This window comes from Kitasatospora sp. LaBMicrA B282 (genome assembly GCF_050325825.1).
Classification (GTDB): Bacteria; Actinomycetota; Actinomycetes; order Streptomycetales; family Streptomycetaceae; genus Kitasatospora.
In genome coordinates this window covers 37322-57599 of sequence record NZ_JBNQTI010000022.1, presented here as the reverse complement: position 1 = coordinate 57599, position 20278 = coordinate 37322, and the positions used below count along the sequence as shown (strand labels likewise).

The 20278-nt window shown below is 74.5% G+C and carries 4 protein-coding genes; all 4 read right to left on the bottom strand.

Features of this window, described 5'->3' with window-relative positions:
- Window positions 1–23: 23 nt before the first annotated feature.
- From ACQRUO_RS09305 to ACQRUO_RS09290, 4 genes are read right to left on the bottom strand one after another with little or no spacing between them, the layout of a single operon-like run.
- On the bottom strand, window positions 24–1310 hold the full coding sequence (locus tag ACQRUO_RS09305; protein ID WP_428315282.1) for an MFS transporter: 1287 nt from the start codon (window positions 1308–1310) through the stop codon (window positions 24–26).
- Entirely contained in the window at window positions 1307–8377 is a 7071-nt protein-coding gene (locus ACQRUO_RS09300; RefSeq protein ID WP_428315281.1) for an amino acid adenylation domain-containing protein, read from the bottom strand. Before ACQRUO_RS09300 ends, ACQRUO_RS09305 begins: the two co-directional genes overlap by 4 nt.
- Window positions 8377–19293, bottom strand: coding sequence for an amino acid adenylation domain-containing protein (locus ACQRUO_RS09295; protein WP_428315280.1), 10917 nt, complete (start codon window positions 19291–19293; stop codon window positions 8377–8379). The genes ACQRUO_RS09300 and ACQRUO_RS09295 overlap by 1 nt, the downstream gene beginning before the upstream one ends.
- A 20-nt stretch (window positions 19294–19313) precedes the next feature.
- On the bottom strand, window positions 19314–20270 hold the full coding sequence (locus ACQRUO_RS09290; protein WP_428315279.1) for a threonine ammonia-lyase: 957 nt from the start codon (window positions 20268–20270) through the stop codon (window positions 19314–19316).
- Window positions 20271–20278 lie beyond the last annotated feature (8 nt).

Below are 20278 nucleotides of genomic sequence, written 5' to 3'. Positions count from 1 at the left end.
TGGGTGGTGCCCGGCCCGCTGCCTCAGGTGGTCGCGGGGTCCAGGGCGTCGGGGATCTCGGGCGGGTGGCGCAGCACCGGGACCAGCAGGCCGACGATGCCCAGCGCCACCATCCAGGCGAAGCAGGCGAGCAGTGTGGTGGTGGAGTCGGTGTAGCGCAGCAGCACACCGGCCACCAGCGGGCTGAGCGGGCTCACCGACTGGCTGAAGAAGCGGCAGGCGCTGTCCACCCGGCCCTGCAGTTCGTCGGGCACCAGCACGATGCGGTAGGTCGCGAGCACCGAGTTCCACAGCGGTGCCGCCGCCAGCATCAGGCCGAAGACCACGCCCAGCAGGACGATGTTCCCGGGCAGCAGCATCAGCGGCAGCAGGGCCGCCCACACCCAGGGGAACCCGACGACCACCGTCGAGGCGGAGACCCGGTCCGCGGCCCAGCCCGCGAACATCGACCCCAGCAGGCCGCCCGCGCCGGAGAGCGTGAGCATCAGACCGACCAGTGCCGGGGAACTGCCGCGCTCGTGGGCGACGACCACCAGCAGGGTCGGCATGGCGTTGCCCACCATGTTGCTCGCCGCGACCATGAGCACGCTGGCCCGCAGGAAGCGCTGGCGCATCAGCCAGTTCAGCCCCTCCTTGACTCCCCGGAACTTGAACCGGGAGCCCTCCGCCGGTGGTGGCGGGGGCGGGATCCTGGTCCTGATCGCCGAGACGGTGGCGAAGGAGACGAGGTAGGAGAGCGCGTCGCCGGCGAACGGCAGCCACCGGGTGGCGGCGAACAGCGCGCCGCCGATCGAGGGGCCGGCCAGCATCGCTCCGTACTCGCGGGCCTCGTTGGTGGCGGTCGCCGTTCGCAGCTGGCCGGCCGGCACGATGTGCCGCAGCGTGCCGACCTCGGCCGGGGTGAAGAGGATGGCGGCCGTGCCCTCGACCAGCGCGACCACGATGATCTGCCAGTAGCCCAGGACACCGGTGGCCAGCCCGACGACGATGCTGCCGACCGCCACGAAGCTCACCAGGTCGCAGGTCAGCATCAGCCGGCGGCGGTCGAAGCGGTCGGCGATCAGGCCGGCGTGCAGGCCGAACAGCCAGCGCGGGACGGCCCGCACGGTGCCGATCAGGCCGGCCAGCACCGGTGACCCGGTGAGGGCCAGGACCAGCAGCGGGTAGGCCACGTAGGACATCCGGCTGCCGAGGATGGAGGCGAGCTGGCTGATCCACAGCAGCCGGAAGTCGCGGTTGCGGCCCAGCGGCACCTGCGGCGGCCCCTGGTCGACCCGCTCACCGGTGCCCAGGCTGTCCGAGGTCGTCATCGCCCGGCTCCGCGGTCGCCGTCGCCGAGCCGCAGGCCGGCGCGCAGCCAGCTGATCACCCGGTCCAGCTGCGGACGTTCCATCACCGACAGGTGGGTGCCCGGGACCTCGAGGAACTCGACCCCGGGCGCGTAGCTGCGCCAGGCCTCGAAGAACGACCAGTCCCAGTTCCCGTCGACCGCCTTGAGCACGTGCAGCGGCACGTCTGCGGGCGCGGGCCGGTAGTTGCGCTTGGCCTCGCGGAAGAAGCGGTTGCGGCGCAGCCGGGCCGTCAGGGCCTGCTTGCCCAGGCCGATCTGCTCCACCCGCAGGTCCAACTGGCGCAGGTGCCCGGTCAGGTGCTGCTCCGCCAGCTCGTTCCAGTCCTGCTCGTCGATGTCGGCGCACCGGGCGATGAGTTCGTCCAGCAGCCGGTCGACCCGGTTGCGGTTCGCCGTCTCCGGCGCGGACACCACGGAGTCGACCAGGCCGACCCACTCGACCTGCTGGCCGGCCCTGGTCAGCTGGGCGGCCATCTCGTAGGCGACCACCCCGCCCATGGACCACCCGCACAGCAGGTAGGGGCCGTGCGGCTGGCGCTTGCGGACCAGGTCGACATAGGCGGCGGCCATCGCGCTCAGCGGGTCGGGTGCGGCGGCGTCGACCAGGCGCTCGTCGAACTCGATCCCGACCAGCGAGCACTCGGAGCGCAGGATCCGGGCCGTCTCGTAGTAGCCGGTGATGCTGCCGGTGCCCTCGTGGACGCAGAACAGGGTCCGCCGCACCTCGCTCGCGTTCAGCTCCACCAGCCCGGGGACCTGCTCGCGGCCGGCCGGGCCGTCCGCGACGAACGCCGCCAACTGCGCGACGGTGGGCCGGTCGAAGACGGTGCGCAGCGGCAGCGAGACGCCGTGCCGGGCGCGCAGCCGGGCGACCACGTGGGTGGCGAGCAGCGAGTGGCCGCCGAGTGCGAAGAAGTCGTCGTGCACGCCGATCCGCTCGATGCCCAGCACCTGGGACCAGATGGCCGCCACCAGCTCCTCCCAGTGGGTGCGCGGCGCGGTGAACCCGGCGTCCAGCCCGGGTCGTTCGGCGCCCGGCTCGGGCAGCGCCGAGCGGTCCACCTTCCCGTTCGGGGTCAGCGGGAGGGCCGGCAGGAAGACGAAGGCGGCGGGTACCAGGTGCTCGGGCAGCGCGGCGGCCAGCCAGTCCCGCACGGCGGTCACCGACGGCTCCGCCGCGGCGGCCACCAGGTGGGCGACCAGCCGCAGGTCACCGAGGGCGTCCGCGCCGGCGGTGACGACGGCGGCGGTGATCCCCGGGAAGGCGAGCAGCCTGGCCTCGATCTCGGCGGGCTCGACCCGGAAGCCGCGCAGCTTGACCTGGTGGTCGCTGCGGCCGAGGTGCTCCAGCTCCCCGTCCGCGGACCAGCGGCAGACGTCCCCGGTCAGGTACAGCCGTCCGGGGCCGAAGGGGTTCGGTACGAAGCGCTCGGCGGTGAGCCCGGGTCGGCCCAGGTAGCCGCGGGCGACGCCGGCGCCGCCGATGCAGAGCTGGCCGGGGACGCCGACCGGGCAGACCGCGAAGTGCTCGTCCAGCACGTACACCTGGGCGTTGGTGATCGGCCGCCCGACGCGGTAGCGCCAGCCGTCCTGCTCGCCGAGCCGGACCCGGGAGGTGGTCATGGTGGCCTCGGTCGGGCCGAACTGGTTGACCACCTTGCCGTGCAGCCACCCGCACCCGGTGATCCGGTCGGCCCGCAGCCGCTCGCCGCTGGCCAGCACCAGCCGCACCGCGTCCGGGACGCCCGGCGCGGCGGCCAGGTCGTACAGCAGCGAGGGGACCACGCTCGGCACGACCGTCACCCGGTGCGCGGCGAGCAACTCCACCAAGCCCTCGGGGTCCCGGCCCGCCCCAGGGGGTGCGACCACCAGCCGGGCGCCGGAGCCGAGGGCGCCGAAGGTCTCCCGCACCGAGGAGTCGAAGCCCACGCCCGAGAGCGCCACGGCGGTGTCGCCCGGGCCGAGGTCGTACTCCGCGCGCAGGAACTGCAGGTGGGAGACCGCGTTGGCGTGCGTGGTCAGCACGCCCTTCGGGCGGCCGGTGGAGCCGGAGGTGTAGGTCACGTACGCCGCGTTGCCGGGGGCGACCGCCGTTTTCGGGGCGTGCGCGGGCAGGTCCTGCCAGTCGGGGTCCGCCACCAGCAGGGCCCGCTCCCGGTACCGCTCGGGCAGCACCTCCAGCGCGTCCTTCGAGGTCAGCACGGTGGTGGCGGTGGTGTCGGCGAGCATGAACGCCAGCCGCTCGGCCGGCAGGTCCGGGTCCAGCGCCAGGTAGGCGCCGCCCGCCTTGAGCACGGCCAGTCGGGCGAGGACGGCCTCGACGGAGCGCGGCAGGCAGATCCCCACCAGCGATTCGGGTCCGACGCCCAGCGACCGCAGGTGGTGCGCCAGTTGGTTCGACCGGGCGTCGAGGTCGCCGTAGCTCAGCTCGGTCCCGTCCTGGCCGCTGATCAATGCGACGGCGTCCGGCCGCAGTGCGGCCTGTTCCTGCACCAACTCGTGCAGCAGCGTGCCGCCGGTCGGCCGGGGGGTGCCGTTCCACTCGCGCACCACCTGCCGGTACTCCTGCGGCGGCAGCAGCGGCAGCTGCGACAGGCGGACCTCGGGATCGGCGGCCACGGCGGTCAGCAGGGTGACCAGGTGGGTGGCCATCCGGGTGATCCGGTCGGCGTCGAAGAGCGCGGTGCTGTACCGCAGGGTGCCGAACATGCCCTGGTCGGTGTCGGCGAAGGCGGTGGTGAGGTCGACCTTCACCTGACCCGCGGTGAGGGCGTAGTTCTCGGCGTGGACGTCGGGCAGGTTCCAGCCGACGGTCTCGGTGGTGTCGATGGAGAGCATGACCTGGAAGAGGGGGGTGCGGCTGAGGTCGCGCTCGGGGTGGAGTTCCTCGACCAGGCGCTCGAAGGGGAGGTCCTGGTGTTCGTAGGCGCCCAGGGTCACCTCGCGGACGCGGTCGAGGAGTTCGGTGAAGGTGGGGTCGCCGGAGAGGTCGGTGCGCAGCACCAGGGTGTTGACGAAGAAGCCGACCAGCGGCTCGGTCTCGGACCGGTTGCGGCCCGCGATCGGGGTGCCGACCACGATGTCGTCCTGCCCGCTGTGGCGGGCGAGCAGGACCTGGAGGCAGCCGAGCAGCACCATGAAGAGGGTGACCCGGCGGTCGGCGGCGAGGCGGCGCAGCTGGTCGGCAACGTTGTCCGGGACAGTGAAGTTGACCGCTGCGCCGTCGGTGGCGCGGGTGGCGCCGCGCGGGCGGTCGGTGGGCAGTTCGAGGGGGGTGAGGGCGGCCAGCGCCTGGCGCCAGTACTCCAGTTGGCCCGCCAACAGCCGGCCGTGCACCGGGGACTCGCGCTGCCAGGCAGCGAAGTCGGCGTACTGGAGCGGCAGTTCGGGTAGCGCGAGGTCCGCTCCGGTACGGGCGGCCCGGTAGCCGGCAGTCAGTTCACGCACCAGCACACCGGCCGACCAGGCGTCACCCGCGCTGTGGTGCAGTACCAGGACGAAGACGTGCCGGTCCGCCGCCTGTTGGAAGAGCGCCGCCCGCCAGAGCGGGGCGCGGCGCAGGTCGAACGGGCTGCCGGCGAACTCTTTGACCGCGGCCGGGTCGAACGGCAGTACCGGCAGCTCCACCGGGACGGTGGGGGAGACCACCTGCCGCGGGGTCTCCCCGTCGGTGACCAGGGCGGTGCGCAGCACCTCGTGCCGCGCCACCACCCGGGCCAGGGCCGTCCGCAGTGCCTCGACGTCCAGCGGGCCCTGCAGCCGCCAGGCCAGCGGCACCAGGTACTCGGCGCTGCCGGGCTCCAACTGGTCCTGGAACCAGAGTCGTTGCTGACCGAAGGAGAGCGGCAGCGGGCGGCTGCGGTCCGCCGGCCCGATCGCGGGCTGCTGCGCCTCGCTGGGGTGGACGCGCTCGGCCAGCTCGCCCACGGTGGGGGCCTCGAAGAGCAGCCGCAGCGGGACCTCGAAGCCGTGCTCCTTGGCCAGCCGGGAGACCACCCGGGTGGCCAGCAGCGAGTGGCCGCCGAGGGCGAAGAAGTCGTCGTGCACGCCCACCTCGTCGAGCCCCAGGACGTGGCACCACACCTCGGCGATCGCCCGCTCGGTCGGGGTGCGCGGGGCGACCAGCCGGGCGCCCAGGTCCGGGCGGGCGGTGTCCGGCGCCGGCAGCGCACCGCGGTCCACCTTGCCGATCTGCGACAGCGGCAGCGCGGGCAGCACGACGAAGGTGGCCGGCACCATGTACGACGGCAGCGCCTGCTCCAGCCAGCCGCGCAGCTCCGCGGTCTCCGGCACCGCACCGTCGGCCACCAGGTACGCCACCAGCCGCCGGTCGCCCGGGACGTCCTCGCGGGCCACCACCACCGCCTCGGTGACGTCCGCCCGGGCCAGCAACCGGGCCTCGATCTCGCCCAGTTCGACCCGGTAGCCGCGGATCTTCACCTGGTGGTCGATCCGGCCGAGGAACTCCAGCTCCCCGTCCGCGCGCCAGCGCGCCAGGTCCCCGGTGCGGTACATCCGGCCCCCGGCGAAGGGGTCGGGAACGAACTTCTCCGCGGTGACCGTGGGCCGGTTGAGGTAGCCGCGGGCCACGCCGTCCCCGCCGATGAACAGCTCGCCGACCACCCCGGCGGGCACCGGCTCGAGCTCGTCGTCCAGCACGTACATGAAGGTGTTGGCGATCGGCCGCCCGATCGGGACCGGCACCGCGGGGTCGAAGTCGTCCCCGGCCAGGTAGATCGAGCAGCCGACCACCGTCTCGGTCGGGCCGTACTCGTTGATCACCCGGGACCCCGGGGCGATCTTCCGCCAGGCCGCCATGGTCTCCGGCTTGACCTCGTCGGCGCCGATGACGAAGGTGCGCACCGAGTCGACCTGCTGGTCCCCCAGGGTGGAGCGGAGCACGTCGATGTGGCCGGGCGTGATCTTGAGCAGGCTGAAGTCGCCCGGCACCAACAGCCGTTCGCGCAGCGAGTCCAGGCTGCGCTCGGCCGGCAGCAGCGTCACGTCCCTGCCGCCGATCAGTGGCAGCAGGTAGTTGGGCATGCCCAGGTCGGCGGCGATCGAGCCGAGCATCGGCGCGCCCGAGGCCCCCTGCAGCCCGTACCCCTCGATGCACCACCAGAGGTAGTTCACCAGACCCCGGTGCGGCACCAGGACGCCCTTGGGCCTGCCGGTCGAGCCGGAGGTGTACATCACGTAGGCGAGGCCGTCGGCCCTGGTCGGCGTGGTCGGGTCGGTCTCCGGCAGGCCGGCGGCCACCGACACCCGGGCGTCCAGCACGACCGCCCGCTCGCGGTGCTCCGCCGGCAGGCGCTCGGCCGTCCCCTGCTCGGAGACCACCAGGGCGGCGGCGGTGTCCCCGAGCATGAACCCCAGCCGCTGCGCGGGGTGTTCGGGGTCGAGGGGCACGTACGCGGCCCCGGACTTCAGGATGCCCAGGATGCCGATGACGGCCGCCACCGACGGCGTGGCGCACAGCCCGACGCAGCGTTCCGGACCGGCACCCAGCGCCCGGAGGTGGTGGGCGAGCCGGTTGGCCCGGGCGTTCAGCTCGCCGTAGCTCAGCGTGCTGCCGTCGAAGTCGTGCAGGGCGGGCCGCTCGGGGTGGGCGGCGGCCTGCCGTTCGAAGAGCTGGTGGACGCAGGCCTCGGACGGGTAGTCGGCCCGCGTGTCGTTCCAGCCGTGGACCAGCAGCTCGCGCTCCGGCGCGGTCAGCATCGGGACGTCGCCGAGCCGGGCGTCCGGGTCGGCGATCAGGCCGGTGAGCAGGGTGCGCAGGTGTCCGGTCAGCCGGCCGATCCGCTCCTGGTCGAAGAGCTGCCGGTCGTAGGTGACCTCGATCCGCAGCAGGTCGCGGATCGCGGCGACGACGCTGAGCGGGTAGCCGTTGCGCTCCACCGCGCCCACCGCGGTCAGCTCCAGACCCTCGGCGTGCTTGTCCTCCGGCCGGGCGGCCGGGTAGTTCTCGAAGACGAGCAGGGTGTCGAAGAGGGGAGTGCCCTTCGGGACGCCGCTGCGGCGCTGGGCCTCCACCAGCGGGGTGTAGTCGAACTGGCGCAGCCGCAGCTGGGCGTCCTGCACCTCGCGCAGCCACCCGCCGACCCGGGCGTCCGGGTCGGTGTGCACCTTCATGGGCAGCGTGTTGATCATCAGCCCGACCATGGCCTCGACCCGGTCGACCTCGGCCGGGCGCAGGCTCATGGTCGCGCCGAAGACGACGTCCCGGTCACCGCTGTAGCGCGACAGCAGCAGGCCCCAGGCCCCCTGGACCAGGGTGTTGACGGTCACCCGCTGGGTGCGGGCGAAGGCGCGCAGCCGCTCGGACTCCTCCCGGGTCAGCGCGAACCCCTCGGCCGCGAAGCCGGACAGCCCGGTGCGCCGCTCGCCCACCACCTGGGTGGGGCTGGTGACCCCGCCCAGCTCCGCCGCCCAGTAACGCGCGGCCTCCTGCTCGTCGCGCCCGCCCAGCCAGCGGAGGAAGGAGGCGAACGGCGGCGCCGGCTCCAGCTCCGGCGCGCGGCCCTCCCGGGCGCTGCGGTAACAGGCCATCACCTCGCGCAGCACCAGCCGCACGCTCCAGCCGTCCAGGATCGCGTGGTGGAAGCTCATCACCATCAGGTGTTCGGCCGGCGCCGTCCGCACCAGGGCGATCCGCAGCAGCGGCGCCCGGGACAGGGTGAAGCCGGCCGCGCGGTCCTGCTCCAGCCAACTCTCCAGTCGGGCGGCGCGGTCGGGCGCCGCCAGGTCCGACCAGTCCAGCTCGGTCACCGGAACGGTCACCTCGCGTTCGATCAGCTGGAGCGGCCGCTCGACGCCCTGCCAGCGCAGCCGGGCGCGCAGCGCAGCGTGCCGGGCGACCACCGACTGCCAGGCCGTCGACAGCGCGGCGGTGTCCAGCACCCCGTCGAGGCGGTAGAGCAACTGCTCGAAGTCCACCCCGCCGTCCGGGTCGAGCAGGGAGTGGAAGAGCATCCCCTCCTGCATCGGCGACAGTGGCAGGATGTCTTCGAGCGCTGGCCTGACCATCACTCGCCCCTTCCGTACTCGGTGAGGATCGCGTCGAGGGTTTCCTGGTCGAGGCCGGCGGCCAACGGGAAGTCGGCCGGTACCGCGCCCGAGTTGCCAGGTGTCACGCAGTGGTCGATCAGCGCTTCGAGGTGCCCCAGGTAGTCGTCGGCGAACCGGGCGGCCCACGTGCGCCGGTGCAGCGCGCTGGAGTAGCCGAACCGGATCCGCAGGACCCCGCCGCTGATCTCGGAGTTGATCTCCAGCACGTGCGACCGGGTGCCGGACGCGGCCTGGCCGCGCCCCCGGGTCTCCGCCGCGTCGCCGAAGGCCCGCCCGCCGGAGAGCACGTTGTCGAACTGGCCGAGGTAGTTGAAGAGCACCTGGTCGCCGCCGCCGGCGAGGGTGTCGCCGGCACCCCCGAGGTGGCGCAAGATGCCGTAGCCGATGCCGTCGTGCGGCACCTCGCGCAGCGTCTGCTTGGTCTCCTTGAGCGCCTCGGCGAGCCCCTGCCCGGGCGCCACGCCCAGGCAGACCGGGTAGATCGAGGTGAACCAGCCGACCGTGCGGGACAGGTCGGCGCCGGGCACCAGGTGGTCCTCGCGGCCGTGCCCCTCGACGTCCACCGCCATGCTGCGGGCCGTCACCCGATCCCGCAGGGTGAGGGCCAGCGCGGTCAGCAGCACGTCGTTGATCCGGGTGCGGTAGGCGGCGGGCACGTCGGTCAGCAGGGTGCGGGTCCGGTCGGCGGTCAGCTCGCGCTGCTCGGTGGCGGCCGAGGCCACGGTGTTGCGGCCGTCGGGGAAGTCCAGCGGCAGCGGGACGGGCTCGGCGACCGCCTTCTGCCAGTACAGCAGGTCCTCCCGGGCGTCCGGCGAGTCGGCGTACGCGGCCAGCAGGGTGGCCCAGCGCACGAAGGAGGTGGTCTTGGCGGGCGGCTCGGCGGGCCCGCCCTCCCGCAGCCGCCGGTAGCCGGCCGCCAGGTCGTCCAGCAGGATGCGCCAGGACACCCCGTCGACCACCAGGTGGTGGGCGACCAGCAGCAGCCGGCGGCCGGCGGCGCCGAGGTCGGCCAGCAGCGCCCGGAACACTGGGCCGCCGGCCAGGTCGAGGCCGGCCTGCACCCGGTCGGCGTGCTCCGCCAGGCCGGCCGGGTCGGCCGACAGGTCGGCCGTCCACAGCACCTGGCCCGGCTCCTCGGCCGCGTTCTGCTGGACCCAGCCGTCGGCCCGTCGGTGGAAGCGCATCCGCAGCGCGTCGTGCTGCCGCAGCAGGTCGCGCAGCAGGGCCTCGGCCTCCGCGGTGGTCAGGTCGTCCGGCACGGTCACGATGACGGACTGGTTGTAGTGCTGACGCTCCGGCAGGTCGCGGGCGAAGAACCAGTGCTGGATCGGCGTGAGCGGCGCCTGCCCGGTCACCGTCCCCTGCTCGGCCTCGCGGGCGGGGGCGGTGCGGGCGGCGGTGGCCAGTTCGGCGATGGTCTGGTGCTCGAAGACCAGGCGCGGGGTGAGGTGCACCCCGTTGGCCGCGGCCCGGGCGACGATCTGGATGCTGAGGATCGAGTCGCCGCCCAGGTCGAAGAAGTTGTCGTGCACGCCGGCCCGTTCGATCCCCAGCACCTGGCACCAGGCGGTGGCGATCACCTGCTCGACCGGCGTGCGCGGGCCGACGAACCGCCGGCCGAGGTCCGGGCGGGCCGCGTCCGGGGCCGGCAGGGCGTGCCGGTCGACCTTGCCGCTGGCCGTCAGCGGCAGCTGCGGCAGCACGACGAAGGCGGCCGGGACCATGTAGGTCGGCAGGGTCTGCTCCAGCCAGGCCCGCAGCACCGGGACCGGGCGCTCGGGTCCCGCCATGACCAGGTAGGCCACCAGGCGCCGGGTCCCCGGGACGTCCTCGCGGGCCAGCACCACGGCCTCGGCCACGTCCTCCAGCGCGAGCAGGCGGGCCTCGATCTCGCCCAGCTCGATCCGGTAGCCGCGGATCTTCACCTGGTGGTCCGCCCGGCCCAGGTACTCCAACTCGCCCGTGGCGGACCACCGGCAGACGTCACCGGAGCGGTAGAGCCGCCCGGTGCCGAAGGGGTCCGGCACGAACCGCTCGGCGGTGAGCCCCGGCCTACCGAGGTAGCCGCGGGCCAGCGCCCGCCCGCCGAGGTACAGCTCGCCGGGCACCCCGATCGGGCAGAGCGCCATCGCCGCGTCCAGCACGTAGGCGCGCAGGTCGGCCAGCGGGCGGCCGATCGGACTGGCGGCGGCGTCGCCCCGGGTCCCGGCGTCGAGCGGGAGCAGCGTGGCGTGCACGGTGGTCTCGGTGATGCCGTACATGTTGACCAAGGTGACCCGGGCCGCCCGCGGGTCCGCGAACCACGGCCGCAGCGCGGTCAGGTCCAGCGCCTCGCCGCCGAAGACCACGTATCGCAGCTCGGCCGGACCGGCGGCCAGCAGCACCGGCATCAGCTGCTGGAAGGCGGTGGGCGTCTGGCTCAGCATGGTCACCCGACTCGCGGCGACGACCGCGGCCAGCCGTTCGGGATCGCGGGCCACCGCCTTGGAGGCGATGACGCTCTGCCCGCCCCGGGTCAGCGCCCCCCAGATCTCCCAGACCGAGAAGTCGAACGCGTAGCTGTGGGTGGAGAGCCACACGGCCTCCTCGTCGAACCCGAAGTCGCCCTGGGTGGCGTCGAAGAGGCGCACGGCGTTGCGGTGGGTCGTCAGCACGCCCTTCGGCCGCCCGGTGGAGCCCGAGGTGTAGATGACGTACGCCAGGTGGTCGGGGCCGCCGAGCGGGGCCGGGTCGTGGGCCGGCTGGTCCTCGAAGCGGTCGCGGCCGAGGTCCACGGTGTGACCCGGGTGGTCCACCGGCGCGGTTCCGTCGGTGATCACCACCTGGACGCCGGCGTCCGCGATCAGGAACGCGGTGCGCTCGGTCGGGTAGTCGGGGTCCAGCGGCAGGTAGGCGCCGCCCGCCTTGACGACGGCCAGCAGCGCGACGACCGTGTCCACCGTCCGGGCCATGGCGACACCCACCATGGTGTCCGGCCCGACGCCCAACGCGCGCAGCCGGTGGGCCACCCGGTTGGCCCGGCGGTTGAGTTCGCCGTACGTCAGGGCGGCGCCCGTGGTGTCGCTCACCGCGGGGCGCCCGGGGTGGCGGCGGGCCTGCGCCTCGACCAGCTGGTGCAGGGTCGCGTCGCCCGGCAGGTCGGGCTGGTGCTGCCGTCCGCCGTCGAGCACCTGCCGCCGCTCCTCGGCCGGCAGCAGCGGCAGGTCCGAGAGCCGGACCTCGGGATCGGCGGCCGCGGCGGCGAGCAGGGTGACCAGGTGGGTGGCCATCCGGGCGATCCGGTCGGCGTCGAAGAGCGCGGTGCTGTACCGCAGTATGCCGCGCAGCCCGTCGGGGCCGTCCGCGAACGCCGCGGTCAGGTCGAACTTCGCGGTGGCCGTGCTGAGGGGGTACTCCTCGGCGTGGACGTCGGGCAGGTTCCAGTCGACGGTCTCGGTGGTGTCGACGGAGAGCATGACCTGGAAGAGGGGGGTGCGGCTGAGGTCGCGCTCGGGGTGCAGCTCGTCGACCAGGCGCTCGAAGGGGAGGTCCTGGTGTTCGTAGGCGCCCAGCGTCACCTCGCGCACCCGGTCGAGGAGTTCGCCGAAGGTGGGGTCGCCGGAGAGGTCGGTGCGCAGCACCAGGGTGTTGACGAAGAAGCCGACCAGCGGCTCGCTCTCGGACCGGTTGCGGCCCGCGATCGGGGTGCCGACCACGATGTCGTCCTGCCCGCTGTGGCGGGCGAGCAGGACTTGGAGGCAGCCGAGCAGCACCATGAAGAGGGTGACCCGGCGGTCGGCGGCGAGGCGGCGCAGGTGGTCGGCGACGTCGTCGGGGACGGTGAAGTCGACGGTTGCGCCGTCGGTGGCGCGGGTGGCGCCGCGGGGGCGGTCGGTGGGCAGCTCGAGGGGGGTGAGGGCGGCCAGCGCCTGGCGCCAGTACTCCAGTTGGCCCGCCAGGACCGGACCCTGCAGCCACTCGCGCTGCCAGGCGGCGTAGTCGGCGTACTGGATCGGCAGTGCGGGCAGCGCGGGGTCCGCTCCGGTGCGGGCGGCCCGGTAACCGGCGCCGAGCTCGCGCACCAGCACGCCGGCCGACCAGGCGTCGGCCACGCTGTGGTGCAGCACCAGCACGAGCACGTGCTCGTCGGGGCTCTCGCGCACCAGCGTGGCGCGCCACAGGGGCGCGTGCGACAGGTCCAGCGGGGTGCGGGCCAGCCGGGCGACCTGGCGGTGGGTGTCGGCGGCGTCGGCGGCGGGCAGCACCGGCAGGTCGACCGGCACGTGGGGGAGGATCTGCTGGTGGGCCCGGCCCTCGGTGCTGACCAGGGCGGTGCGCAGCACCTCGTGGCGGGCCACCAGGTGCGCCAGCGCGGTGCGCAGCGCGTCGGTGTCCAGCGGGCCGTGCAGCCGCCAGGTCAGCGGGACCAGGTACTCGGCGCTGCCGGGCTCCAACTGGTCGAGGAACCAGAGCCGTTGCTGACCGAAGGAGAGCGGCAGCGGGCGACTGCGGTCCGCCTGCCCGATCGCGGGCTGCCGGGCCTCGCCGGGGCGGACGCGTTCGGCGAGCTCGGCCACGGTGGGGGCTTCGAAGAGCAGGCGCAGCGGGATCTCGAAGCCGTGGTCCCGGGCCAGCCGGGAGACCACCCGGGTGGCCAGCAGGGAGTGGCCGCCGAGGGCGAAGAAGTCGTCGTGGACCCCGACCTCGTCGAGCCCGAGGACCTGGCACCAGACCTGGGCGATCGCCCGCTCGGTCGGGGTGCGCGGGGCGACCAGCCGGGCGCCCAGGTCCGGGCGGGCGGTGTCCGGCGCCGGCAGCGCAGCCCGGTCCACCTTGCCGCTGGCGGCGATCGGCAGCTCGGGCAGCACCACGAAGGCGGCGGGTACCAGGTACGACGGCAGCGCCTGCGCCAGCCAGTCGCGCAGCTCCGCGGTGTCCGGCGCCGCATCGCGGGCCACCAGGTAGGCGACCAGGCGGTGGTCACCGGGCAGGTCCTCGCGGGCCACCACCACCGCCTCGGCGACGTCCGCCCGGGCCAGCAGCCGGGCCTCGACCTCGCCGGGTTCGATCCGGTAGCCGCGGATCTTCACCTGGTGGTCCGCCCGGCCCAGGTACTCGAGCTCGCCCGCCGCGGACCAGCGGCAGACGTCACCGGAGCGGTAGAGCCGCCCGCGGCCGAAGGGGTCGGGCACGAAGCGCTCGGCGGTCAGGCCGGGGCGGCCCAGGTAGCCGCGCGCCACGCCGTCCCCGCCGATGTACAGCTCGCCCGGCACGCCGACGGGGCAGACCCGCAGCTCGGCGTCCAGCACGTACAGCCGGGTGTTGGCGATCGGACGGCCGATCGGCACGCTACCGTCCGCCGGCAGCCGCGGGCCGCGCATGGTGTGCACGGCGCAGCCGACGACCGTCTCGGTGGGGCCGTACTCGTTGACCAGGTAGCGCAGCGAGCCGAGCAGCTCGAAGGCCCGGTTGGCGAGCGCGGTCGGCAGCCGCTCGCCGCCGAGGACCAGCGCGGTGGGGTGGGTGACGGGTCCCGCGGGGGCGGCGCTGCTCGCAGCCTCGGTCCCGCTCGCGTCGTCGATCCCGCTCGCAGCCGCGGTCTCGGCCTCGGTGAGGATCGCCAGGTGCGCGGGGGTGAGCTTGAGCAGCGCGGCCCGCTGCCGGGTGCCGGCCGCGAGCAGGTCCTCCGGCCCGGTGGACTCCGGCAGCACGTGCACGGACCGGCCCTGCAGCAGCGGCAGGAAGACGCTGGTCACCGACATGTCGAAGATCAGCGGGGAGTGCAGCAGCGCGCCGACCGGCCCGTCCGGGGCGTAGCTCCGGGCGGCCCACTGCAGGTAGTTGGCCAGACCGCCCTGGGTGACCTGGACGCCCTTGGGCGCCCCGGTGGAGCCCGAGGTGTAGATCACGTAGGCGAGTTGGGCGGGGTGACCGGCCAGCTGGGGATCGGCGGCGGAGTACTGCCCGAACGCGTCGCGGTCGAGGTTGACCACCCGCCCCCGGTAGCCGGCCGGGATCGTGGCGGCGGTCGCGTCCGCCGTGACCAGCACCGGCGCGGCCGTGTCCGTCAGCAGGAACGCCACCCGGTCGGCGGGGTGCTCCGGGTCGAGCGGGAGGTAGGCGCCGCCCGCCTTGAGGACGGCCAGCAGCGCCACGATGACGTCGGCGCGCCGCGGCAGGCAGACCGCGACGATCACGTCCGGGCCGACGCCCGCCGCCCGCAGGTGGTGGGCGAGGCGGTTGGCGCGGGCGTTCAGCTCGCCGAAGGTCAGGCGGCTGCCGTCCTCGTCGCTGACCGCCAGGTCGTCCGGCTGCGTCCGGGCCCGGTCCGCCACCAGTTGGTGGATCCCCCGGTCGGCCGGGTAGGGCACCGCGGTGGCGTTGTGCTCGTGCACCAGCAGGCGGTGTTCGTCCGCGGGCAGCACGGGCAGCTCGGAGAGCCGGCTGCCGGGACGGACGCCGCCGAACAGGGTGCCCAACTGCGCGGCCAGCCGGGTCATCCGGTCGGCGTCGAAGAGCGCGGTGCTGTAGCGCAGGGTGGCGTGCAGGCCGTCGGGGTCCTCCGAGAAGGTCGCGGTCAGGTCGAACTTCGCGAGGTCCCCGGTGAACGGGTAGTCCTCGATCTCGACGCCGGGCAGCTCCCAGCCGACCGCCTCGGTGGTGTCGACCGAGAGCATGACCTGGAACAGCGGGTTGCGGCCGAGGTCGCGCTGCGGGTGGAGCTCCTCGACCAGCCGCTCGAAGGGGAGGTCCTGGTGCTCGTAGGCGCTCAGCGTCACCTCGCGGACCCGGTCCAGCAGTTCGGCGAAGGTCGGGTCGCCGGAGAGGTCGGTGCGCAGCACCAGGGTGTTGACGAAGAAGCCGACCAGCGGCTCGAGCTCCGGCCGGTTCCGGTTCGCGATCGGCGTGCCGACCACGATGTCCTGCTGGCCGCTGTGCTGCGCCAGCACCACCTGCAGGCAGGCCAGCAGCACCATGAACAGCGTGACGCCCTGGCCGCGGGCGAGCTCGTTCAGCCGCTCCGCCACCGGTGCCGGCACCAGGAAGCGGTGGGTGGCCCCCGCACTGGAGCGCAGCTGGGCCCGGGGCCGGTCGGTCGCCAGTTCCAGCGTGCCGGCCGAGGCCAGCGCCCCGCGCCAGTAGGCCAGTTGCCGCTCCAGCTCCGGCCCGCTCAGCCAGTCGCGCTGCCAGGCGGCGAAGTCGGCGTACTGGATCGGGAGTGCGGGCAGCGCGGGGTCCGCCCCGGTCAGCGCCGCCCGGTAGCAGCGGTTCAGCTCGCGGACCAGCACGCCGGCCGACCAGGCGTCGCCGATGGTGTGGTGCAGCGCCAGCACGAGGACGTGCCGGTCCGCCGCCTGCTGGAAGAGCGCCGCCCGCCAGAGCGGGGCGCGGCGCAGGTCGAAGGGCCGGGTGGCGAACTCCTCGACCGCGGCCGGGTCGAAGGGCAGCACCGGCAGCTCGACGGGGACGGTGGGGGAGACCACCTGCCGCGGGGTCTCGCCGTCGGTGACCAGGGCGGTGCGCAGCGCCTCGTGCCGCGCCACCACCCGGACCAGGGCCGAGCGCAGCGCCGCCGCGTCCAGCGCGCCGGTCATCCGCCAGCCGACGTTGATCACGTAGTCGCTGCTGCCGGGCTGCAACTGCTCGAGGAACCAGAGCCGTTGCTGCGCGAACGACAGCGGGAGCTCCCGGTCGCGCGCGACCGGGCCGATCGGGACCTGGGCGACCGGGCCCGCATCGCCCGTCAGTGCGGCCAGCCCCGCCACCGTCCGGGCTTCGAAGACCGCCCGCAGCGGGAGGTCCAGGCCGTGGCGGTGCAGCCGGGAGACCAGCTGGGTCGCCAGCAGCGAGTGCCCGCCCAGCGCGAAGAAGTCGTCGAACACGCCGACCTGGTCGAGCCCGAGCACCTCGGCCCAGACCTCGGCGACGGTCTGCTCGACGGCGCTGCGCGGGGCCACGAAGGCCGAGGCCAGCTCGGGGCGGGCCGCGTCCGGTGCGGGCAGCGCCCGCCGGTCCACCTTGCCGTTGGCGGTCAGCGGAAGGGCGGGCAGGGTGACGAACACGGCCGGGACCAGCGGCGCCGGCAACGTGCGTTCGAGCGTGGCGCGCAGGCCCGGCACCGCGGTGTCGGCGGCCACCAGGTAGGCGATCAGCCGCGACTCGCCGACGGCGTCCGCGTCGGCCACCACCACCGCGTCGGTGACCCCGTCGCAGGCCCGCAGCGCCGCCTCGACCTCGCCGGGTTCCACCCGCACGCCGCGGATCTTGACCTGGTGGTCCAGCCGGCCCAGGTACTCCAACTCCCCGTCCGCCGACCACCGGCAGGCGTCACCCGTCCGGTAGAGGCGCCCCGGGCCGAAGGGGTCGGGCACGAAGCGCTCGGCGGTCGGGCCGGGGCGGCCCAGGTAGCCGCGCGCCACGCCGGCGCCGCCGATGTAGAGCTCGCCCGGCACCCCGGCCGGGCAGGGGGACAGCGCCTCGTCGAGCACGTGGATCCGGCTGTTGGTGATCGGCCGGCCCACGCCGTAGCGCCAGCCGTCGCGGTCCGGCGCCGGGGTGCGCGTGGTGGTCATCGTCGTCTCGGTGGGCCCGAACTGGTTGACCACGGTGCCCCGGAGCCAGTCGCACCCCGCCAGCCGGTCGGAGCGCAGCCGCTCGCCGCTGCTCAGCACCAGTCGCACCCGCGGCGCCCGCCCGTCGGGCAGCGGCACGGCGGCGAGTCGGTGCATCAGCGACGGCACGACGCTGAGCAGCACCGTCACCTGGTGGTCGACCAGCAGCTGCACGACGCGTTCCGGGTCGCGGCCGGTGTCGGGGTCGGTCACCAGCAGCTGCGCGCCGGCGGCCAGCGCCCCGAAGACCTCGCGCACCGAGGCGTCGAAGCCCACCCCGGCCATCGCGAGCGCGGTGTCCGCGGGGCCGAGCCGGTACTCGGTCCGCAGGAAGGCGAGGTGCGAGACGGCGCCCCGGTGGGTGGTCACCACGCCCTTGGGCCGGCCGGTCGAGCCCGAGGTGTACGTCACGTAGGCCGCGCCGGCGGGGTCCACCGCCACGTCCGGGTCGTCCTCGCAGCCGGCGGGCCGGTCGGAATCGGCCCAAGCAGGATCGACCCGGTCGGGGTCGGCCCAAGCAGGATCGGCCCAGTCGAGGTCGGACCAGTACAGGGTGCGCTCCCGGTACTCCGCGGGCAGCGCGGGGCCGGACCGGTCGGCGAGCACCAGCCGGGCGGCGGCGTCGCCGAGCGTGTACGCCAGCCGCTCCGCCGGCAGCGCCGGATCGAGCGGCAGGTAGGCGGCACCGCTCTTGAGCACCGCGAGCAGCGCGACGACGCTCTCCAGCGAGCGCGGCAGGCAGATCGCCACCAGCTGCTCCGGTCCGGCACCGCGGGCCAGCAGCCGGTGGGCGAGCCGGTTCGCCCGCGCGTTCAGCTCCCCGTAGGTCAGGCTGCGACCCGCGGTGTCGAAGAGCGCGGTCCGCGCGGGGAAGGCCCGGGCCTGCTCCTCGACGAGCTGGTGCAGCCCGGCGACCGGGAGCGGTTCGGCGGTGGTGCCGCTCCACTCGTCGAGGGCCCGCCGGTGCTCCCGCTCGGTCAGCAGCGGCAGTTCGGACAGGCGCCGGTGCGGCCCGGCGGCCACGGCGGCCAGCAGGGTGAGCAGGTGCCCGGCCGTCCGCTCGATCCGGTCGGCGTCGAACAGCTCGGTGCTGTAGCGCAGTTCACCGGAGAGGGCGCCGCCCTCGTCGACCATGGCGAAGGTCAGGTCGAACTTGGAGCCGCGCACCTCGATCGGGTGCTCCTCGACCACCAGCCCGCTCATCACTGGGCCGTCGATCCGCTCGTTCATCACCACCAGGACCTGGAACAGCGGGCTGCGGCCCGGGTCGCGGTCCGGCTGCAGCTCCTCCACCAGCCGGTCGAAGGGCACCTCCGCGTGGGCGTAGGCCTCCAGCGTGACCTCCCGGACCCGGTCGAGCAGCTCGACGAAGCTCGGGTCGCCGGACAGGTCGGTGCGCAGCACCAGGGTGTTGACGAAGAACCCGATCAGCGCCTCGACGTCCGCGCTGTCCCGGTTGGCGATGGGCGTGCCGACGGCCACGTCGTGCTGCCCCGTGTAGCGGCCCAGCAGCAGCTGGATCGCCGCGACCAGCAGGGTGAACGGCGTCGTCTTCCGCTCCCGGGCCAGCGCCCGCAGCCCGGCGGTCACCTCGTCGGGCACGGTGAACGCCAGACCGGCACCCGCGGTGGAGCGGGTGGCCAGGCGCGGTCGGTCGGTCGGCAGCTCCAGCGGTGCGACGCCGGCCAGCGCCGCGCGCCAGTGGTCGAGGTGCGCCGCGAGCTCGGGCCCGCGCAGCGCCGCGCGCTGCCGCTCGGCGTAGTCCGCGTACTGCACCGGCAGCTCGGGCAACTCCGGCTCGGTGCCGGCCAGGGCGGCGTTGTAGCAGGCGCTCAGCTCCGCGAGCAGGTTCTGGGTCGACCAGCCGTCCACCACGCTGTGGTGCAGGTTGAGGGCGAAGAGGTGGTCGGCCGGTCCGCTGCGGATCAGCGCGGCCCGCCACAGCGGCGGCTGCTGCAGGTCGAACGGTTCGCTCGCCAGTGCGGTCAGCGCGTCCTGGACCGCTCGCGGGGACGCCGCCTCGATCAGTGGCAGCTCGACCGGCAGCTGCGCCGAGACCACCTGGAGCGGAGTGTCGTCGACGACGGCGAAGGCGGTCCGCAGCACCTCGTGTCGGGCCACCACGCGCGCCAGCGCGGACCGCAGCGCGGCGACGTCCGGTGCACCGGTCAGCCGCCAGGCCATCGGGACCGAGTACTCCACCGAACCCGGCTCCAGCTGATCCAGGAACCAGAGCCGCTGCTGCGCGAACGACAGTGCAGCGCTGCGCTGCTGACCGGTCATCTTCCCCTCCGCCTAAGGATTCACGAGTTGCGTGTGCGCTGGACCGGGTCGGCGCCGACGAGCCGCCCGAACTCCTGCGGCGCCACGTTGCCGCCGCTCACCACCGCCACCACGCCGGGGGACGACGGCAACCGCCGCGCGCCCGCCAGCGCCAGCGCGCCCGTCGGTTCGATCCGCATCCCCTGCCGTGCGAGGTCCCGCATGGCGGCGATCACCTCGGTGTCGTCCACCACGACCACCTCGTCGACCAGCCGCTGCACCAGCGGGAAGGTGAACTCCCCGGGCGTCTGGGCGAGGACGCCGTCGCAGATGGAGACCGGCGGGTCGATCATGACGCGCCGCCCCAGCGCGAGCGAGCGCGCGGTGTCGTCCGCGCCGGCCGGTTCCACCCCGACCACCCGCACCGGCCGGCCGCTCGCGGCCGCCGCCACCGCGATGCCCGCCAGCAGGCCGCCGCCGCCGACCGGCGCCACGATGGTGCGGGCCCCCGGCAGTTGGGCGAGGATCTCGAAGCCCACGGACGCCTGGCCGGCCACCACCAGGGGGTGGTCGAAGGACGAGACCGACACCGCGCCGGTCGCCTCGGCGATCTCGCGCACCCGCTGTCCGCGGGCGTCGTTGCCGCCCGGGCACGGCACCACCCGGGCCCCGAGGCCGCGGATGAGGGCCTGCTTGTGCCGGCTGGAACTCTCGGTCATCACCACGGTCGTGGCGACGCCGAGCTGCTTCGCGGCCCAGGCGACGGCGATGCCGTGGTTGCCGGAGGAGCCGACGACCACCTCCTGGGCCCCGAGCGCGGACAGCGCGCTGTACGCGCCCCGGAACTTGAAGGAGCCGGTCACCTGGAGGTTCTCGCACTTGAGCGCGATCCCGGTCAGGTGGTCGGTGCGGATCGGGGTGGTGCGCACCGTGCCCGCCAGGCGCTCGCGCGCCGCGCGGCAGTCCGCAGCGAACGCCGGGGCCCGGACGGTCCTCATCGCAGGGT

Excerpts from the sequence above, each read along its gene's own strand:
- ACQRUO_RS09305 (WP_428315282.1), bottom strand. The coding sequence starts at position 1,310 with ATGACGACCTCGGACAGCCTGGGCACCGGTGAGCGGGTCGACCAGGGG.
- ACQRUO_RS09300 (WP_428315281.1), bottom strand. The coding sequence starts at position 8,377 with ATGGTCAGGCCAGCGCTCGAAGACATCCTGCCACTGTCGCCGATGCAG.
- ACQRUO_RS09295 (WP_428315280.1), bottom strand. The coding sequence starts at position 19,293 with ATGACCGGTCAGCAGCGCAGCGCTGCACTGTCGTTCGCGCAGCAGCGG.
- ACQRUO_RS09290 (WP_428315279.1), bottom strand. The coding sequence starts at position 20,270 with ATGAGGACCGTCCGGGCCCCGGCGTTCGCTGCGGACTGCCGCGCGGCG.